Genomic DNA, 19,473 nt, shown 5'->3' on the forward strand with positions numbered 1-19,473 from the left:
CTGAAACCTATTATAAAGATAAATTGTGATAAAATTATGTCCGTTTTATAAAAAAACAAGAAACTATCTTAACAAACCTTAAATGAATCAGAAAAATATTGATTATCGAAAGAGTGAAAAGAATAATAACACTACAATACCGAGGGCAATTCGATACCACCCGAATACTTTAAAGTCATGTTTTTTAATATATCCCATCAGGAATTTAATTGCCAGAATTGAAACCACAAAAGAAACTAAAGTTCCGACAATCAGAATTATGGCTTCTGTTCCAGTGAAATTCAGACCAAATTTTACGAGTTTTAATAAGCTTGCACCAAACATGGTCGGAATTGCAAGGAAGAAAGTATATTCTGCGGCAACTGTTCTTGAAGTTCCAAGCAGAATTCCTCCGATGATAGTTGCCCCGGAACGGGATGTTCCGGGAATGACTGCTAAAAGCTGGAATACTCCAATTAAAAATGCAGTCTTCCATCCGATTTCTACAACAGAATTGATAGAAGCCGTTCTCTTCTTATTGTAATTTTCGATTAGAATAAAAAAGATACCATAGACAATCAGCATAATCGAAACAACCAGATAGTTATTAAAATGTGCTTCAATAAAATCATTAAACGGCAGACCGATTACGATGGACGGAATACAGGAAACTACGATTTTAAACCACATAATCATTTTATCGGTTTTTACATAGCGTTCCAGTGCACCCTTTGCCTTTTTCTGATTCTGGAACGGCCATAACTCTTTAAAATACAATACTACGACCGCCATGATTGCTCCAAGCTGAATAACAACCATGAACATTTCCCAAAATGCTTCACTTACATTTAATTTGATAAATTCTTCTACTAAAATCAGATGTCCGGTACTGCTGACCGGAAGCCACTCGGTAATTCCCTCGACAATTCCCAGAAAAATAACCTTGAGTAATTCAATAAAATCCATTGATGTCTCCTTTAAAATCAGAAAAGCGGATTGCCAATTTTCCACAATCCGCTTTTTCTTTCTAATTCTGCACTGTTTATTTTACAGTCGCAATATCAATCAGTTCCAGTTTCTGAATATCTGTATTTTCCAAACTTGTTACTAAAGCTTCTGCTGTATCAAGAGAAGTCAGTACATTGACACCGGTTTCAATTGCATTTCGACGGATAATAAATCCATCTTTTGCTTTTTCTACACCCTGAGACGGAGTATCAATAACCAGGTCAATTTTATGTCCTAAAATCAGATCCATAAGGTTTGGTGACGGCTGTTCAATTTTATTGGTACGAACGGCATGAACACCATTTTCCTGAAGTACTTTTGCAGTACTTCTTGTTGCGTAAATTTTGTATCCTAAAGCTTCAAAACGACGTGCAATCGGAATGACTTCTTCTTTGTCCTCATCTTTTACTGTGATAATCATGTTCTTGTGTTTTGGAAGATTAATTCCGGCACCTAAGAATGCTTTATACAGTGCTTCATTAAAGGACTGAGCAATACCAAGGCACTCACCTGTAGATTTCATTTCCGGTCCAAGGCTGATATCAGCACCACGAATTTTCTCGAATGAGAATACCGGCATCTTGATTGCAATGTGTTTTGCTTCCGGCTGAAGTCCCGGTTCATATCCAAGGTCACGCAGTTTGTAACCAAGAATCATCTTTGTTGCAAGCGGCACGATCGGAATACCGGTTACTTTGCTGATATACGGTACAGTACGGCTGGAACGAGGATTTACCTCGATTACATAGACATCTTCTCCGCATACGATAAACTGAATGTTAATCATACCGATAACGTGCAGAGATTTTGCCAGCCGTCTGGTGTATTCTTCAATTGTTTTCTTTGCAGTATCAGAGATGGTACGTGCCGGATAAACAGAAATACTGTCGCCAGAATGGATACCGGCTCTCTCGATATGTTCCATGATACCAGGAATCAAAATATCCTGTCCATCACAGATTGCATCGACTTCGATTTCTTTTCCCTGAAGATACTTATCAACCAGAATCGGGTGTTCCTGTGCAATTCGATTGATGATTCCGATATACTGTTCCACGTCTTCATCGTTGATTGCAATCTGCATACCCTGACCGCCAAGTACATAAGAAGGACGAACTAAAACCGGATATCCCAGCTCATGTGCTGCCTGTTTTGCTTCTTCTGCTGTATATACTGTATGCCCCTGCGGTCTTGGAATATGACACTCTTCAAGAATCTTATCAAAGAGTTCACGGTCCTCTGCCGCATCTACATCTTCTGCAGATGTTCCAAGAATCGGAACGCCCATCTTCATCAAGGCCTCTGTCAATTTGATTGCTGTCTGTCCACCAAACTGAACCACTGCTCCGTCCGGTTTTTCGACATTTACTACATTTTCTACATCTTCCGGTGTTAATGGCTCGAAATACAGTTTATCTGCAATATCAAAGTCTGTACTTACGGTTTCCGGATTGTTGTTGATAATAATAGTTTCATAGTTTTCCTTCTTAAATGCCCAGGTACAATGTACAGAACAGAAATCGAACTCGATACCCTGTCCAATACGGATTGGTCCGGAACCAAGTACCAGTACTTTTTTCTTTGTTGTCTCACCAACCGCTTCATTTTCTCCACCATATACAGCATAGTAGTATGGTGTTTCTGCTGCAAACTCTGCTGCACAGGTATCTACCATCTTATAAGCAGCGGTGATATTCCATTCTTTTCTTAATGCTTTGATTTCATCTTCTGTCTTCCCTGTGATACGTGCAATGACATTGTCCGGGAATTCGATTCTCTTTGCCTCACGCAGTAAGTCTTCTGTTAATTCCTGTTCTCTTAACGCCTGTTCCATTTCTACAAGAATTGCAAGTTTATCGATGAACCAGATGTCAATCTTTGTAATTGCATGAATTTCTTCATAAGAAATGCCTTTTCTGATTGCTTCTGCAATTCTCCAGATTCTCATATCATCGACAATTTTTAATTCTTCGATTAATTCTTCTTTTGTCAAGCTTGCAAAGTCATAAGACATAAGACTGTCTACATGCTGTTCCAGAGAACGGATAGCTTTCATTAATGCACCTTCAAAGTTATTGCAGATGCTCATAACTTCTCCGGTTGCTTTCATCTGTGTAGTTAAAGTTCTCTTTGCACTGATGAATTTATCGAACGGCAGACGCGGAATCTTTACAACACAGTAGTCCAGCATTGGCTCGAAACTTGCATAAGTTTTTCCTGTAATTGCATTTGGAATTTCATCAAGTGTATAACCAAGTGCAATCTTTGCTGCAACTTTTGCAATCGGGTAACCGGTTGCTTTAGAAGCCAGTGCAGAAGAACGGGAAACTCGCGGGTTTACTTCGATAACACAGTATTCAAAGCTGTCTGGATTTAATGCATACTGTACGTTACATCCACCTGTAATTCCAAGTTCTGTAATGATATTGAGTGCAGAAGTACGAAGCATCTGATACTCTTTGTCACCAAGAGTCTGAGATGGTGCAACTACGATACTGTCTCCGGTATGGACACCAACCGGATCAATGTTTTCCATGTTACAAACGGTAATACAGTTTCCTGCACCGTCACGCATTACTTCGTATTCAATTTCTTTCCATCCTGCGATACAACGTTCTACTAAAACTTCTCCAACACGAGAAAGACGCAGACCATTTTCCAGAATTTCTACTAACTGTTCTTCATTATAAGCGATACCACCACCGCTTCCACCAAGGGTGTAAGCCGGACGAAGTACAACCGGATAACCGATCTTATTCGTAAACTCAATACCTGCTTCTACACTACGTACAACTAAAGATGCTGCAACCGGCTCTCCGATTTTTTCCATGGTATCTTTAAATTCCTGACGGTCTTCTGCTTTTTTTATAGTCTGGGAAGTAGTACCGATCAGACGTACATGATGTTCTTTTAAGAATCCTCTTTCTTCAAGTTCCATTGCAAGGTTTAATCCTGCCTGTCCACCAAGAGTCGGAAGCACACTGTCCGGTTTTTCTTTCATAATTAACTGCTCTACCACTTCAACGGTAAGCGGTTCAATATAAACGCGGTCTGCAATATCTTTATCTGTCATGATGGTTGCCGGATTGGAGTTTAAGAGTACAACTTCAATTCCTTCTTCTTTCAAGGAACGGCAAGCCTGTGTTCCCGCATAGTCAAACTCTGCTGCCTGTCCGATTACAATCGGACCGGAGCCGATTACAAGTACTTTTTTAATATCCTGAATCTTCGGCATTATTTGCTTTCCTCCATCATCTTCATAAATCTGTCAAATAAGTATCCTGAATCCTGTGGTCCCGGGCATGCTTCCGGATGGAACTGTACGGTAAAAATATTCTTTCCGATATATTTCAATCCTTCGTTTGTCTTATCATTTACATTTTCAAATGCCGGCACTGCCACATTTTGGTCTAAGGTATCTGTATCTACCATATAACCATGGTTCTGAGAAGAAATATAAACTCTTCCGGTTTCCAAATCTTTTACCGGATGATTTCCTCCTCTGTGTCCGTATTTCATCTTCTTGGTATCTGCACCTGTTGCTAATGCCATTAACTGATGTCCAAGGCAGATTGCAAAAATCGGAACTTCTGAATCATAAAGTTTCTTTACTTCTTTTATAATGGAAACACATTCTTTCGGGTCTCCAGGTCCGTTTGAGAGCATAATTCCGTCCGGATTGCTCTTTAAGATTTCTTCCGCCGGTGTTGCTGCAGGATAAATTGTCACTTCGCATCCTCTCTCATTTAAGGATTTTGCAATGTTTTCTTTTGCACCAAAGTCAAGCAATGCAACTTTTGGACCATTTCCTTTTAAAACATGTTTTTCTTCGCAGGTAACCCGCTCAACTACTTTTCCTGTTGTATATTCTTTTAATTTCGGAATAATCTCATCCAGATTGTAGTTTTCATTCGTTGTAATCATACCATTCATGGTACCTTTTTCTCTTAAGATTTTTGTCAGTGCTCTTGTGTCGATTCCGGCAATTCCCGGAATATCATACTTCTTAAGAAAGTTTTGAACTGTATCTTCACAGCGGAAATTACTTGGAATTCGTGATAATTCTCTGACGATGTAACCATCTGGCCACGGTCTCAAAGACTCCTGGTCTTCGTGGCAGATGCCATAGTTACCAATTAACGGATATGTCATGCAGACAGCCTGTCCGGCATAAGAAGGGTCCGTAAGGACTTCAAGATAACCTGTCATAGATGTATTAAAGACTATCTCACTAATAATTTCTTTTTTCGACCCAATGCTGGTGCCGGTAAAGACGGTGCCGTCTTCCAGTATCAAAAATGCTTTCATTTTTTCACCTGTCTCCCTTTCCTATTTCTTGCTGTTAGTTTACGGGTTTCCTATTTTTCCCCAAATTGTAAAAAGTGTATCACAAGATATTTCATTTTTCAACCTTTTTTTCTATATTTTTTACAGTTTTAAAATTTTTTATCTTCTGCTCACTTTTTCCTGTTCCCTCAGACAATCAGCCACAAAGATAAGCTCCGTAAATATTCTGAGATTACTTTATATTATACCACATCTCTTTTTATCTTTTTCGATTATTTTTTTCAAAATAGTCTTGACTTTTTTTACATATTATTGTATAGTATTCCTTGTGCTTACAAAAGCGCAAACTTAATAACAGATGCAGGAGTGGCGGAATTGGCAGACGCGCAGGCTTCAGGTGCCTGTGGTAGCAATATCGTGTGGGTTCAAGTCCCATCTCCTGCATCCTTTTTTTATTCTTTTTTATTTTTACTTACGGATTGCAGGAATTTATTTTTATGAATTGCAGGAATTTTCCAAAAAAGTATTGACATTTTCAACATACTATTGTATAGTATTGCTTGTGTTCGCGAGAACATAACTTAATAACAGATGCAGGAGTGGCGGAATTGGCAGACGCGCAGGCTTCAGGTGCCTGTGGTAGCAATATCGTGTGGGTTCAAGTCCCATCTCCTGCATCCTTTTTTTATTCTTTTTTAGGATTTTTTGGAATTGCAGGATTATCGTTCCATTATCTTGGATTTCTTATATTTTTTATGGAGGACTTTTCTTATGAAACTGCCAGGTTATTATTCTTCAGGGCAGTTTGCCCGCATGGCAAATGTCTCTGTACGCACGATTCGATTCTATGATAAACAAAACATTTTAAAACCTTCTTATGTGACACCAGCCGGTGCACGTTTCTATACGGACTCTGATTTTGCCCGTCTCCAGCAGATTCTACTGTTAAAATATCTTGGATTTTCCCTCGACGATATTCGTGAAATGACCATCGACGATTCTGATTATCTCTTTCTGTTAAACTCCCTTAATCTTCAAAAGAAATTAATCCAGGACCAGATTGAACAGATGCAGCTTGTAGAAAGTGCAATCGAAGATACCGTCCGAGTGATTGAACAGGAACACCAAATTGACTGGAGCCAGATGCTTGACCTGATTCATTTAACAAATATGGAAAAAAGTCTCAAATCTCAATATCAGAATGCTTCCAATATTTCCAGCCGAATTCGTCTGCACAAGGAATATTCTACCAATTCAAAAGGCTGGTTTCCGTGGATTTTTGAACATTGCAATTTAAAGCCCAATGAGCGGGTACTTGAAATTGGCTGTGGAAATGGAGCATTATGGACGGAAAATCTGAATCATATCCCATCGAACCTCTCTATTTTATTATCGGATGTTTCGGACGGAATGTTACGAGATGCCAGAAGAAACCTGCCGTCCGGTGATAAGCGGTTTTCCTTTGCCTGTTTTGACTGTCATTCTTTTCCGTCTTCGCTTTCTGCCTTTGATTTAATTATCGCAAACCATGTCCTGTTTTACTGCAATGATTTACCAAAAGTTTTTAAGCAGATTCAAAGATCATTAAAAAAAGGCGGCCATTTTCTCTGCAGTACCTATGGAAAGCGCCACATGATTGAAATCAGTGAACTTGTTCAGGAATTTGACAGCCGGATTGTCTTATCTGCGGAAAAATTATATGAACAGTTCGGGCTTGAAAATGGAGAAGCACTTTTAAAGCCTTACTTTTCTGACGTTCAGTGTATCCGATATGAAGATTCGATTGAGCTTGACCGTGCCGAACCTTTAATTGAGTACATTCTTTCCTGTCATGGAAATCAAAACCAGATGTTATTGGAACGTTACCATGAGTTTCGCAGCTTTGTCGAGAAAAAAACCGCCCATGGATTTCACATTACAAAAGACGCCGGAATTTTTTTATGTACTTTTTAAAAAAACGCTTGAAGGTGACCTTACGTCATCTTTTATAATAGTATTATCAGAAACTACGAGACAAAAAAGTAACATTACACTACCTCTTTTAAGAAAGGAGATTTTCACATGAAGGGAATTATTTTAGCCGGTGGTTCCGGAACCCGCCTCTATCCTTTAACTATGGTAACTTCCAAACAGCTGTTGCCAATTTATGACAAACCGATGATTTACTATCCGATGTCCGTACTGATGAATGCCGGCATCCGTGATATCTTAATTATTTCTACTCCGCAGGATACTCCTCGTTTTAAGGAACTCTTAGGCGACGGACATCAATTTGGAGTGCATCTGTCTTATGCCGTACAGCCAAGCCCGGATGGACTGGCACAGGCTTTTATTATCGGTGAGGACTTTATCAAAGATGACACTGTCGCAATGGTGCTTGGAGACAACATTTTTGCAGGTCACGGTCTGAAAAAACGCTTAAAAGCCGCCGTTGAAAATGCAGAATCCGGAAAGGGTGCAACGGTATTTGGATACTATGTTGATGACCCGGAACGTTTCGGTATTGTTGAATTTAATCACGAAGGCAAAGCTGTTTCTATCGAAGAAAAACCGGAACATCCAAAGAGCAATTACTGTGTCACAGGACTTTATTTCTATGACAACAAAGTAGTCGAATATGCAAAGAACTTAAAACCAAGTGCACGTGGTGAGCTTGAAATCACTGACTTAAACCGTATTTATCTGGAAAACGGCAACTTAAATGTTGAATTATTAGGACAGGGATTTACCTGGCTTGACACCGGTACACACGAAAGTCTGGTTGAGGCAACCAACTTTGTAAAAACCATGGAATCCCACCAGCACAGAAAGATTGCCTGCCTTGAAGAAATCGCTTACTTAAATGGCTGGATTACCAAAGAAGAGGTTCTTAAAGTGTATGAAGTCTTAAAGAAAAACCAGTACGGACAATACTTAAAAGACGTACTCGATGGAAAATATTTAGACGTTTTACACTAACCATTATTCGCATCACGAAAAGGAGAATTTTAAATTATGACAATTATTGTAACCGGCGGTGCCGGATTTATTGGAAGTAACTTTATTTTTCATATGTTAGACAAATACCCGGATTATCGTATTGTCTGCTTAGACTGCTTAACTTATGCCGGAAATCTTTCAACACTGGAATCCGTTATGGAAAACCCAAATTTCCGTTTTGTAAAAGAAAGCATCACAGACCGTGAAGCCGTTTATAAACTGTTTGAAGAAGAGCACCCGGATATGGTTGTAAACTTTGCCGCTGAAAGCCATGTTGACCGTTCTATCGAAAATCCGGAAGTTTTCCTTGATACAAACATCAAAGGTACTGCTGTCTTAATGGATGCCTGCCGTAAATATGGAATCAAACGTTACCATCAGGTATCTACCGATGAAGTTTACGGAGACCTGCCACTTGACCGCCCAGACTTATTCTTTACAGAAGAAACTCCGATTCACACCAGCAGTCCTTACAGTTCTTCCAAAGCGGGCGCAGACTTATTGGTTCTTGCATACCACAGAACTTACGGACTTCCTGTTACCATCAGCCGTTGTTCTAACAACTACGGACCATATCATTTTCCTGAAAAACTGATTCCGCTTATGATTGCAAATGCATTAAATGACAAACCGCTTCCTGTTTACGGAAAAGGTGAAAACGTAAGAGACTGGCTTTACGTGGAAGACCACTGTAAAGCAATCGATTTAATCATTCACAATGGACGTGTCGGTGAAGTTTACAACATCGGCGGTCACAATGAAATGAAAAACATTGATATTGTAAAAATTATCTGTAAAGAACTTGGAAAACCAGAAAGCCTGATTACTTATGTCACAGACAGAAAAGGACATGACATGCGCTACGCAATCGACCCGACCAAGATTCACAATGAACTGGGATGGCTTCCGGAAACCAAGTTTGCAGATGGAATCAAGAAAACAATCCAGTGGTATTTAGATAACAAAGAATGGTGGGAAAATATCATTTCCGGTGAATATCAGAACTACTATGAAAAAATGTACGGAAACCGCTAATTATTAAAGGAGGAAACCTTCCATGAAAGTTTTAGTAACAGGTGTAAAAGGCCAGCTTGGATACGATACCGTAAATGAACTCAAAAAAAGAGGTCATACTCCAATCGGTGTTGATATCGAAGAAATGGATATCACAGACTCTGCTTCTGTCAACCAGGTTATCAAAGAAGCAGCTCCGGATGCAGTGATTCACTGTGCCGCATGGACTGCGGTTGACGCCGCTGAAGATGAAGCAAATCAGGAAAAAGTCATGCTTGTAAATGGCACTGGCACACAAAATATTGCCAATGTCTGCAAAGAACTTGGTATCAAAATGATGTATATTTCAACAGACTATGTCTTTGACGGTCAGGGAGAAACTCCATGGAAACCGGACTGCAAAGACTACAAACCGTTAAATGTCTATGGAAAGAGTAAACTTGCCGGAGAACTTGCAGTATCGGAAACGCTTTCCAAATACTTCATCGTAAGAATTGCATGGGTATTTGGTTTAAACGGAAATAACTTTATTAAAACCATGCTCAAAGTTGGAAAAAATCATGATAAATTAACCGTAGTAAATGACCAGATTGGTACACCGACTTATACCTTTGACCTTGCCAGACTCTTAGTTGATATGATTGAAACAGAAAAATACGGTTACTATCATGCAACCAATGAGGGCGGTTACATCAGCTGGTATGATTTTGCCACAGAAATCTTCCGTCAGGCTTATGAAATCATGGGCGAGGAGGAGTATTCCAAAGAACATTTAACCGTAGCTCCTGTCACAACTGCCGAATATGGTATTTCCAAGGCAGCAAGACCGTTTAACAGCCGTCTTGACAAGAGCAAATTAACCGCAAATGGTTTTGCACTCTTACCAACCTGGCAGGATGCATTAAACCGTTATCTTAAGGATTTAAAAACACAGGAGTAAATAAAATGGGACAGATTAAAGTTGAAAAAAATGCAGGTGGTATCGAAGGACTCTGTGTAATCGAACCGACTGTACATGGAGATGCCAGAGGATATTTCATGGAAACCTACAATCAGAAAGATATGATAGAAGCCGGACTTACCATGAATTTTGTACAGGACAATCAGTCCAGTTCTACCAAGGGAGTCTTACGTGGACTTCATTTCCAGAAAGAATTTCCACAGGGCAAACTGGTGCGTGTGGTAAAAGGCTCTGTCTTTGATGTTGCCGTTGATTTAAGAAGTGACAGCAAGACTTATGGAAAATGGTTTGGTGTGGAACTGACCGAAGAGAACAAAAAACAGTTTTATATTCCGGAAGGCTTTGCACACGGATTTCTTGTATTAAGTGACATTGCAGAATTCTGCTACAAATGTACTGATTTCTATCATCCGGGAGATGAAGGCGGTCTTGCATGGAACGACCCGAAAATCGGTATCAAATGGCCAAAATTAATCGGTACTTATAATGGCACTGCATCTTCTGAAGGCTATGTCTTAGAAGATGGCACTGCGTTAAACTTAAGCGACAAAGACCAGAAATGGCTCGGACTTAAGGATACTTTTAAATTCTAATTTCTAATCTTGAAAATTTTAAAGGCGAATGACGTTTCGGTCATTCGCCTTTTTTTATTTATTCTCTTGTTTTTATCCTGTAATCTCTCCAAACACTTCATCCATCTGCATCATCGGTGAATTTTCAGTCTGACCGTAAATCAAAATTCGATAGGTTCCTGTCTTATAATAGAAGTCCATCGCCTTGATTCGAAGCAGATAGGTTCCATCACCCTGACGTTTCGCCTGATAGGTTTTTAATGCCACAGTACCATCCTTTTCCCAAACCGTACATTCAATTGCAGTAACCGGCTCTGTACTTTCTACATTACTTAAAATGACATCAAAGTAACCTTTTCTGAAATCATAGTTTGTTACTGTCACATCTGCCGTTATCTTAGACTCCGGCTCTTTGATTTCGCCGGTAACAGTTTTAATAACAGATGGATCATAGCCTTCTGCCTGTCCATAGACAATGACATCATAACTGCCTTCTTCGTGCGCAAGGTCACTGCCCTTTACTTCGATACTGTAAGTACCATCTTCTTGTTTTTCGGCTTCATACCATACAAGGGCTTTCATGCCATCGGATTTCCATACTGTACATTGGATGGATTCCACCGGGAGCTGGCATTTTACCTTACTTAAGCTTACTTTAAACGAATCACTCAGTGCATCATAATCTGAAACCGTGATATCTGCAGTAATTTTTTTCTCCTCTGCTTCTGCCTTTTCTTCTTCCTGCACTTTTTTGGCGTTTTCCACTACAATATCTTTTGTTAGCTCATCCATAAATTTGGATTTCATTTTCAATCCGGTATTAACTTGCTCTTTTCCATATGTTTCAATTAATGTCTCTTCGCTTGAAAATAAATTTGTACCAAGCCCTAAACGATTTCCCGAAATCTCTACGCCAAGGCTTGCAAGGGTTGTCGGAAAGTTATCCATTGTGGAATATTCTCTATAGTCTTCTGTCTCCGGTTGTACTGCGGAATTGATATAAGTAGTATAGACTTTTCGTTCATAAGAGGACGGCACATCATCACAGAAATTGCTGTCCATTGTCAGATGGTCTCCCGAAATGACAATCGTAGTATTTTCATAGAAATCCTGTTCTTGAATCCATTTTACAAATTCCGTTACTTTTTTACTTGAGCATGCCATTACATTTGCATACTGGTCATCTCCGAAAGTATTCGGACAGTCCTTACAACGATATCCATCTTCAAAATGCGTATCGACCGTCAACATTGAAAAGTTAAATGGTTCGTTATTTTTACTGATTTGGGTCAAATGCTGTTTTGCAAATTCAAACAGTTTCGCATCTTCATAGCCCCAGAACACGTGATAATCTTCTGGAATTTCTCCATTTTCGAGACTGTAATTATAATCATAAATCGTATAATTGCCATGCTGTTTATAATACAAATCGCGTCCGGCAAATTCTGCCTCTGACCCCATCAGAAAGTACTGTTTGTATCCGTTCTCTTCTAAGATATCTCCAAGATTGATTACACCCGGAAGAAATTCAGACTGCGTACTCATCAAATCTCCTCGGATCGGAAGATTTAACGGCAGACCAGAAGTTTGTGCGAATAATGCCCCCATAGTCCAGGTTGCCCCGTACATTGGGATTCCACCATTTAAGGCTGTGCTATTTCCGGAAAAATTTTCATTTTCAAGTGATAATTTTGCCAGTTCCGGAATCCGGCTCTTTTCAAATGCACCTCCGCTTTTTTTATCTGCATAAGTATCTTCCATCGATTCCAGATAAATATAAATCAAATTTCGTTTTTTCTCCGGAAAAGTCAGCTCTACTTCTTTTGGGTCTGCATAATTATCCTCGATAAACGTAGATTCTGTTGTCTGATTTTTTGCATAAGCGGTAATGTCAAGCCGATTCCACATATAACCAACAGAAAATGCTGCTACTGCAAGAAATGCCACCATTAAACCCAAAACCGCAATATCTTTTATTTTTCCCAGTCTTTTATGTAGCAATAAAATTACTAACGTTAACACAATCGAAATCAAAGGGCACGTTAGAATAAAACTCGAAATAATTCCCGAATCTGTTCCTGTTGTCGGTGCCTGAATGTGGAATACCACCTCTTCCATTGTAAGGCCCTTCCAGGTGCGAAATACCCAGGCAACCGTTGTTGCAATTAACAGCGACAGGAAGATAAAAACATATTGCAAAATCACTTTTACTTTTCTTAAAATTTTTTTCTGCTTCTCGGAAAGCTCTTTTTTTCCTACCTGTATCTTCATTGTTTCCTCTCTATACTTCTTTCTATGTCTATTATGTACTTTCGAAATCTTTCTGTAAAATTTCGAAAGTATCTTACTTTCTCTTTTCAGAACGAAAGCGTTTTCCTATGTTTTTATATAATTCCAGCTGTATCTTCCAACACCGTTCCCTCTGATGTGCTACATTTCTTACTTTCTTTTCCTTGTTCTCTTTCGAGATTACAATTCCATTCCACATTCCTTTGATGTAATCTTTTCCAAAACCTTTGCTTGCAAAAAAGACTGTTTTTATTGTAAATCCCACAAACAAAAGCGGGAAATTTAAAATAATCTGCCAAAGAGGCATATTTTTATAAATCAAATACAGATTGTTTCTTGAAGAATATCGAATTTTAAATAAATTATATCTCGATCCACTTGTTCCGCTTCCAACATGCAGTACTCTCGCAGTCGGACAAAACAGATTTCGATATCCATGCAGTTTAGCACGATATCCGATATCAACATCCTCAAGATAGGCAAAATGTTCCTCATCAAAATAGCCAATTTCATCTAAAATTTCTTTACGATAAATCGCAGCTCCCGCACAGGAAGCAAAAATTTCTCTGGTCTTATTGTACTCTGACTCCGGTTTTCCCTTTCCATCGGCAAATGCCCATCCAAGTGCGCAGTAAAAATTTCCTGCGTCATCCATCTTGTTTTCATCCTGAATCTGAAGCATTTTCGCCTGACATGAAAAGATATCCGGTGCCCGTTCGATTGCATGAACCAGTTCTGTAATAAATTCCGGAAATACAATCGTATCGTTATTTAATAACAATACATATTCTGATTTTGACTCACGGATTCCTGCATTGACTCCGCCACAAAAACCGGTATTTTCTTTGAGCGCAATCACACGTACCTCCGGATAATTTTCCTTTGTCCATTCCACACTTCCATCTTCTGAGCCATTATCGACCAAAATCACTTCAAAATACAAATAATCCTGTTTTCTTAACGAGTCCAGGCACTCTTTTAAATACTTTTTTCCGTTAAAATTCGGAATAATCACTGATACATCCTGCATACCTGTTCCCCTTACTCAAATGGCTTTAAAGAATAATTCCACTTTGTCAGTGAAAAATGCTTATTGTAATACGGGTCTCCGGCTTTTAACAGTTTCTCCCAGCGACAGCGCATAAACTCAATTTCTTCCTGAAATCTTCTGACTTTTTCTTTACTGTCCTCTGTTCCCCTGCTCTTTGATTCATAATGATACAGTTCCACGTAAGGGTCATATACGATTAATTCGCCCTGTGCACGAATTCTGAGACACAAATCCACATCATTAAAGGCAACTGAAAGTTTCTCTTCAAATCCGTTTACTGCTTCAAATACGCTTCTCTTTACCATCATACAGGCTGCTGTCACTGCACTTAAATCCTGCTGAATCGCTGCCTTATGCATATATCCGGTACGTTCTCCCGGCATATCAACAAACATATGACCGGCAATTCCGCCAATTCCGATAATCGTGCCGGCATGCTGAATCGTCTCATTTGGATAATAGAGTCTTGCCCCAACTGCCCCTGTTCCCTCTCTCTGACAGTGTCCAAGCAGTTCTTCCATCCAGTCCGATGCAATCACTTCCATATCGTTATTTAAGAACAAAAGATACTCACCTTTTGCCTTCTTTGCCGCAAAGTTATTAATTGCAGAATAGTTAAATCCCTCTTTCCATTTTAACAGGCGAATTTTAGGATTATCACTTAATTCTTTATAGTACTCAAAGATTTCTTTTGAAGTACTGTTGTTTTCTACAATTAAAATTTCATAATTTTCATAAGTCGATTTTTTCTCTATCGAATCAATGCATTTTTTTAAGGACTCTCTTTCATCCTTATTTGGAATAATAATCGAGATAAGCGGTGTACCTTCCACCTCGTATTTAACACGGTAAAAACCAAGGTCTTTGGTATGACTGACTTCTGCTTTTAAATGACATCTTTCTAAATTACCTTCAATTGCACGTTTTCCGGCTTCAAACGCATACATCTTACTTGCCGGATTGTCTGCTGTCGATGCCTGATGCGTTCTCCAGTGATATAAGATTTCCGGCACATGATAAATCTCTTTCGCACTTTCACAACAGCGGAAAATAAAATCATAATCCTGTGCTCCGTCATATTCTTTCCTGAATCCACCAATTGTTTCCACAATTGTCCGGCGCACCACAAAGAAATGGCAAATATAATTATTAGAACGAAGCAAATCAAGGTTAAAATCTGGTTTTAAATTCGGCTGGAAATGTTCCGATAAATCTGCTCTTACCTTATCCTCATCCGTATAAATCACATCAGTCTTCGGATGACTCTCTAATGCTTTTGCAACTTCATACAGTGCATTTGGTGCAAGCAGGTCATCATGATCTAACAAACCGATAAAATCTCCTGTTGCCATCTTCAATGCTTCATTGGTGTTTTCTGCAATTCCTGCATTGTTAAGAAGCGGTTTGACACAGATTCTGGCATCTTTTTTGCAGTATTCTTCCAAAATCTGGCTCATCCCTGCTTCATCTGGACTTGCATTTGCAATACAAAGCTCCCAGTTTACATAGCTTTGCGCAAGCAGAGAATCTATCATCTCTCTTAAAAATTTCTCCGGTGTCTTATAAGCAGGAACAACTACACTGATTTTCGGTTCGTAATTCCATTTTTTCTTTTTCTGTTTTTCCAGTTCTTCCGGTTTCACCTTATATTCCTCATACCATGGACCATAAGGGACTTCTTCGGGTTCAAATCTTTCATGAAGCCGAATCCAGAATTCTTTCGGACCATAATGCCTCATATAGCGAAGCCCTTTTAGAATGGTATAAGGAGAAAGTTTCCCTAACATTCTGCCCCATTCAATTTTTCCTTTTGCCATCTTCTCACCTGCTTATCATTTCTTTTTTTTCTTTTTTATCACAGAAATCACGATTAAAATCAGTCCAAGTCCAATCAGACCTACAAGCACAACCACTGCCATTTCAAATGTACTAAAAGAACCGCTTTGTGCCTCGTTATTCTGGCTCTGCTCTTCTTTTGACTCTTCTTCCTTCTGTGCTTCTTCAGCTTTTTTATCCGCCTCATAAGCTTTCTTATCTACAACTGCCTGACCGACTTCATATCCATTAAATAAAAAGGTTTCCTGTTCGTTTCCATCTTCGTTTTGTGTATTCTGTATCTCAAGCGCATCCGTTGTTGTTCCTTTTGGCACAACTGCGGTTCCGCCTGAGAGTGTATATTTTTTTTGTGATACCTGCAGTTTTTCGAATTCTTTGGTATATTCTGCAAGCATAACTGTATCGGTAAAAACTTCTGTGCCTTTGTAATGTAAAACAACACAAATATAAACGGTTCCGTCTTTTTCAAAATAAGTGACTAACGTATTTAAAGCGGTGTCGGTATAACCGGTCTTTCCTCCAAGACAGCCGTCATAATGCCAGTCACCCTCTCCAAGCAACGCATGATGGTTTGCAAGTACACGCTCCTCGGCAGTCTTATTCGTTGCCGGAATCGTATAATAACGACTTCCTACAATTTTGCGAAATTCTTCGTTTTTGTAAGCTTCCTGTGCAATCATCGCCAAATCGTGCGCGGTTGTATAATGGTTTTCATCATGAAGTCCATTCGCATTGACAAAATGTGTATCTTTACATCCGATTTCCTGGGCTTTCTCATTCATCATTTCCACAAAGCCTTCTACGCTTCCGCCAACCTGCATTGCCACCTGTGTCGAAACTTCATTTCCTGAGACAAGCATAATCGCATACAGACATTGTTCCATGGTGAGTGTCTCACCTTCCTGAATGACCGGAGTCACATAACTGTTTCCAGGAACAGCTTCTTTTAAACCTTCTGCTGTAAAGGTGACCGTATCAGTCAGATTAGAATGTTCCAGTGCGACCAGTGCCGTCATAATCTTTGTCGTACTTGCCGGATAACGGCGTTCATCCATTGCTTTATTATAAAGCACTTCTCCACTTTCAGCTTCCATCACAACAGCTGAATCACACATAATTGCCGGTCCTTGTGGCCAGCCGTCAATGTCATTTGTCACTGTCGGGATATCATAGGTTGCATTTTTACAGGCATCTTTTGCCCTTTGAATCAGCCCTGGATTATCGTCCGCCCACACAACAGAAGTGCTAAGCACAACTGCCAAAATGCCAATCGTTACTCGTTTTATTAAGTTTTTTGCTTTCATCATTTTATTCTCCTGCTTCCAGATACAGATTTAAAATCTGCTGTTTTACAGTTTCCCATTCTCTTTGCCTTGCAGTCTTAAGTCCGCCTTCTGTCAGATGTTTCCGAAGTGTCTCATTTTCTGCCAATTCCATAATCTTTTCCACTGCCTCAGAAATATTTTCAGGCTCATATAACAGACAGTTTTCCCCATCTCTTAAATATTCTTTGTTTCCACCATTTGGACGGACAACTGCAAGACCTCCGGTTGCCATCATCTCAAGCGGAGGATAGGAAAAGCTCTCCAGTATGCTTGATTTTACCAGAATATGGCACTGTTTGTATACTTCTGACACTTTTTGAAATGGAACTTTATGAAGAAAACGGTCCGGCTTGTACCATTCTTTTGGCTCTGAATTGTAGGAAAGATACCAGATTTCAAATTTCTCTCTATCGAGTTTCTCTACAATCTGAAAACTTTCATCTACATTTTTATGCCATGCACCGCAGTCTCCCTCGATTAAAATTCGAATTTTTCCGCTAAAATCACGAGCACATGGAGTAAAAACCCGAGTGTCCAACCCATTTGGTGCATAAGCACATTCCTTTTCAAACCGTTCTTTTAACCATTCCTTACACCACTTTGATATCGTAACATACTGAATCTGGTTTTTGCAATAGGTGGCGTTTGCCATTGCACGATATGGACTGCCTTTTTCATAAAAATCCGTCTCATAATTCTGCACCAGATAATATTTTTTATCAATATTCGAAAATAATTCCAGCCATTTTACTGTGACCCACATCGTTGCAATCATCTTATCAAAGTGACCGCTGACTGCATCCTCTCTTAATGGGATCACCGGAAAATTCTGATTTTCAAAGACACATGAAGTTTCCGTTGTATTTTCTGAAAGAATCGTGACATCAAATCCAGCCTCCCTTAAGAAAACGGCATGCCACATTGCCACCATGATTCCACCGCTGATATTAAGTGCCGGAAGCAGGATTCCAACATTTTTGGTCCGTTTGGCTTTGATAAAATCTGCCAGCGTCTTTCCTGTATAGGTTGTAAGATAGGCTTCTTTACAAAATTGATATGCCTGCATCGCAGTTTTTTTGCGAAGCTTTGGCTGTTCAATCAAAGCGCACAGCGTTTCTTCCCATTCTTTTAAATCCTTGCATAAAAATCCGGTTTTTTGATTTTCAATCGTATCGGCAAATGCACCCAGATTCGACGCCACCGTTACCACCTGAACAAGGGAAGCTTCCACCCATTTATTTTCTGATTTTGCGCGGTTAAAAATCGTATCTTCGAGTGGAGCTAAATTAATATCTACATCTGAAATCAATTTCGGAAGATTTTTCCAGTCCACAAACGGAAGAATCTTGATTCGGTCTGCAAATTCTTTTAATTCTTCCGGAGTTTCCAGCTCTCCCACACTGACAAATTCCAGATTCTTATATTGTCTCATTAACTTTAAGAGCACCGGCAGCAGCATTTCAATGTCTGGATTATGCGTAATGCTTCCACTAAAATAACCTAAACGTACAACTTCTTTATGTTCTGTTTTTTGATTTAATGCTGTTTCGGAAATCTGCATCATTTCCTCAGAAGCCCTGTTTCGATTGATGCAGACCTCTTTTACATGCAGCTTCAATGCTTCTGATAATTCCCCTGTAGTGGTAACAGCCCCCTGACATAAGTCAAGGAGCTGTCCATACGCCCGAACATTCTCATCATAGGCTTCTCTTTCTTTTTTTTCAAGCGCAGTTACATAAGGAATCGTATCTGTGTATTTTGTATCAAATACAAGGTCATCAATATCATATAAAACTGTTTTTTGATACTTTTTTGCTAATTTTACAAATTTTTCCGTTGTCTCATTGAGTGGACAGCGAAAAAATACAAACACATTATACCAGCCAATCTGTTTTAAATCCAAATCTGCAAAGTACACCTGGTCTGATGTAATTCCATAAGATAAAAGCTGTTCTCTTTGATGGCTGACACGATATCTTGACGGATGTGGCAGTACTGTTCCACATCCATCAATAAACAGCACATCTTTAAAAACCGGTTCGGACTCTTTTTTTGCTAAAGCTCCGAACCTTTTTTTTAAATATCTGCCACCGCGTTTTCCAAGTCCCAAAATTCCGTCTGCTTCTACCGTCTGAATTACCTTTGACGTGAGATTGTTCCAATTTGGCATCT

General features: G+C 39.4%; 13 protein-coding genes and 2 tRNA genes. 7 read left to right on the forward strand and 8 right to left on the reverse strand.

Features of this window, described 5'->3' with window-relative positions; translation table 11 throughout:
- Nucleotides 1-102: 102 nt before the first annotated feature.
- The 3 genes from ACYQ2D_RS05690 to ACYQ2D_RS05700 form a co-directional block, all read right to left on the reverse strand.
- Nucleotides 103-945, reverse strand: a complete 843-nt coding sequence (locus ACYQ2D_RS05690) for an undecaprenyl-diphosphate phosphatase (RefSeq protein WP_117455344.1) — start codon at nucleotides 943-945, stop codon at nucleotides 103-105.
- A gap of 76 nt (nucleotides 946-1,021) precedes the next feature.
- Entirely contained in the window at nucleotides 1,022-4,222 is a 3,201-nt protein-coding gene (gene carB, locus ACYQ2D_RS05695; protein ID WP_022303781.1) for a carbamoyl-phosphate synthase large subunit, read from the reverse strand.
- The gene (locus tag ACYQ2D_RS05700) at nucleotides 4,222-5,295 is read right to left on the reverse strand and encodes a carbamoyl phosphate synthase small subunit (RefSeq protein WP_187558196.1); all 1,074 of its coding nucleotides are present in this window, start codon (nucleotides 5,293-5,295) and stop codon (nucleotides 4,222-4,224) included. Before ACYQ2D_RS05700 ends, carB begins: the two co-directional genes overlap by 1 nt.
- Nucleotides 5,296-5,634: 339 nt before the next feature.
- Between ACYQ2D_RS05700 and ACYQ2D_RS05705 the strand changes: the two genes are divergently transcribed.
- The 7 genes from ACYQ2D_RS05705 (at nucleotide 5,635) to rfbC (ending at nucleotide 10,821) form a co-directional block, all read left to right on the forward strand.
- Nucleotides 5,635-5,718: transfer RNA gene (locus ACYQ2D_RS05705), tRNA-Leu, on the forward strand.
- A 149-nt stretch (nucleotides 5,719-5,867) separates the two neighbouring features.
- Nucleotides 5,868-5,951 (forward strand) — tRNA-Leu (locus ACYQ2D_RS05710).
- 94 nt (nucleotides 5,952-6,045) lie between these two features.
- The gene (locus ACYQ2D_RS05715) at nucleotides 6,046-7,227 is read left to right on the forward strand and encodes a MerR family transcriptional regulator (RefSeq protein ID WP_187558197.1); all 1,182 of its coding nucleotides are present in this window, start codon (nucleotides 6,046-6,048) and stop codon (nucleotides 7,225-7,227) included.
- Between the two features lie 108 nt (nucleotides 7,228-7,335).
- Entirely contained in the window at nucleotides 7,336-8,232 is an 897-nt protein-coding gene (rfbA, locus tag ACYQ2D_RS05720; RefSeq protein ID WP_022303778.1) for a glucose-1-phosphate thymidylyltransferase RfbA, read from the forward strand.
- A gap of 36 nt (nucleotides 8,233-8,268) precedes the next feature.
- Nucleotides 8,269-9,288: a dTDP-glucose 4,6-dehydratase gene (rfbB, locus tag ACYQ2D_RS05725; protein WP_022303777.1), complete on the forward strand. Its 1,020-nt coding sequence runs from the start codon at nucleotides 8,269-8,271 to the stop codon at nucleotides 9,286-9,288.
- A gap of 22 nt (nucleotides 9,289-9,310) precedes the next feature.
- Nucleotides 9,311-10,207, forward strand: coding sequence for a dTDP-4-dehydrorhamnose reductase (rfbD, locus tag ACYQ2D_RS05730; RefSeq protein WP_022303776.1), 897 nt, complete (start codon nucleotides 9,311-9,313; stop codon nucleotides 10,205-10,207).
- A gap of 5 nt (nucleotides 10,208-10,212) precedes the next feature.
- Complete coding sequence (gene rfbC / locus ACYQ2D_RS05735) at nucleotides 10,213-10,821, forward strand: dTDP-4-dehydrorhamnose 3,5-epimerase (RefSeq protein ID WP_187558198.1); 609 nt, start codon at nucleotides 10,213-10,215, stop codon at nucleotides 10,819-10,821.
- A 72-nt stretch (nucleotides 10,822-10,893) separates the two neighbouring features.
- Here the strand turns inward: rfbC and ACYQ2D_RS05740 are convergent, their stop codons facing one another.
- The 5 genes from ACYQ2D_RS05740 to ACYQ2D_RS05760 form a co-directional block, all read right to left on the reverse strand.
- Complete coding sequence (locus ACYQ2D_RS05740; RefSeq protein WP_187558199.1) at nucleotides 10,894-13,071, reverse strand: GBS Bsp-like repeat-containing protein; 2,178 nt, start codon at nucleotides 13,069-13,071, stop codon at nucleotides 10,894-10,896.
- Between the two features lie 73 nt (nucleotides 13,072-13,144).
- Entirely contained in the window at nucleotides 13,145-14,119 is a 975-nt protein-coding gene (locus ACYQ2D_RS05745) for a glycosyltransferase family 2 protein (protein WP_022303773.1), read from the reverse strand.
- An 11-nt stretch (nucleotides 14,120-14,130) separates the two neighbouring features.
- Nucleotides 14,131-15,957 carry a glycosyltransferase family 2 protein gene (locus ACYQ2D_RS05750; protein ID WP_187558200.1) on the reverse strand — a complete coding sequence of 609 codons (1,827 nt, stop codon included), beginning with the start codon at nucleotides 15,955-15,957 and terminating at the stop codon, nucleotides 14,131-14,133.
- 15 nt (nucleotides 15,958-15,972) lie between these two features.
- Nucleotides 15,973-17,283, reverse strand: a complete 1,311-nt coding sequence (locus ACYQ2D_RS05755; RefSeq protein WP_187558201.1) for a D-alanyl-D-alanine carboxypeptidase family protein — start codon at nucleotides 17,281-17,283, stop codon at nucleotides 15,973-15,975.
- A 1-nt stretch (nucleotide 17,284) separates the two neighbouring features.
- Nucleotides 17,285-19,471 (reverse strand): glycosyltransferase, encoded by a 2,187-nt coding sequence (locus tag ACYQ2D_RS05760; protein WP_117455326.1) that lies wholly within the window; start codon nucleotides 19,469-19,471, stop codon nucleotides 17,285-17,287.
- Nucleotides 19,472-19,473 lie beyond the last annotated feature (2 nt).

This window comes from Blautia stercoris (assembly GCF_054657695.1).

What these genes read in the sequence shown, in the direction of transcription:
- rfbD (WP_022303776.1), top strand. Translation starts at nt 9,311, where the DNA reads ATGAAAGTTTTAGTAACAGGTGTAAAAGGCCAGCTTGGATACGATACC.
- rfbA (WP_022303778.1), top strand. Translation starts at nt 7,336, where the DNA reads ATGAAGGGAATTATTTTAGCCGGTGGTTCCGGAACCCGCCTCTATCCT.
- ACYQ2D_RS05760 (WP_117455326.1), bottom strand. Translation starts at nt 19,471, where the DNA reads ATGCCAAATTGGAACAATCTCACGTCAAAGGTAATTCAGACGGTAGAA.
- carB (WP_022303781.1), bottom strand. Translation starts at nt 4,222, where the DNA reads ATGCCGAAGATTCAGGATATTAAAAAAGTACTTGTAATCGGCTCCGGT.
- rfbB (WP_022303777.1), top strand. Translation starts at nt 8,269, where the DNA reads ATGACAATTATTGTAACCGGCGGTGCCGGATTTATTGGAAGTAACTTT.
- ACYQ2D_RS05690 (WP_117455344.1), bottom strand. Translation starts at nt 945, where the DNA reads ATGGATTTTATTGAATTACTCAAGGTTATTTTTCTGGGAATTGTCGAG.
- ACYQ2D_RS05715 (WP_187558197.1), top strand. Translation starts at nt 6,046, where the DNA reads ATGAAACTGCCAGGTTATTATTCTTCAGGGCAGTTTGCCCGCATGGCA.
- ACYQ2D_RS05740 (WP_187558199.1), bottom strand. Translation starts at nt 13,071, where the DNA reads ATGAAGATACAGGTAGGAAAAAAAGAGCTTTCCGAGAAGCAGAAAAAA.
- ACYQ2D_RS05755 (WP_187558201.1), bottom strand. Translation starts at nt 17,283, where the DNA reads ATGATGAAAGCAAAAAACTTAATAAAACGAGTAACGATTGGCATTTTG.
- rfbC (WP_187558198.1), top strand. Translation starts at nt 10,213, where the DNA reads ATGGGACAGATTAAAGTTGAAAAAAATGCAGGTGGTATCGAAGGACTC.
- ACYQ2D_RS05700 (WP_187558196.1), bottom strand. Translation starts at nt 5,295, where the DNA reads ATGAAAGCATTTTTGATACTGGAAGACGGCACCGTCTTTACCGGCACC.
- ACYQ2D_RS05750 (WP_187558200.1), bottom strand. Translation starts at nt 15,957, where the DNA reads ATGGCAAAAGGAAAAATTGAATGGGGCAGAATGTTAGGGAAACTTTCT.
- ACYQ2D_RS05745 (WP_022303773.1), bottom strand. Translation starts at nt 14,119, where the DNA reads ATGCAGGATGTATCAGTGATTATTCCGAATTTTAACGGAAAAAAGTAT.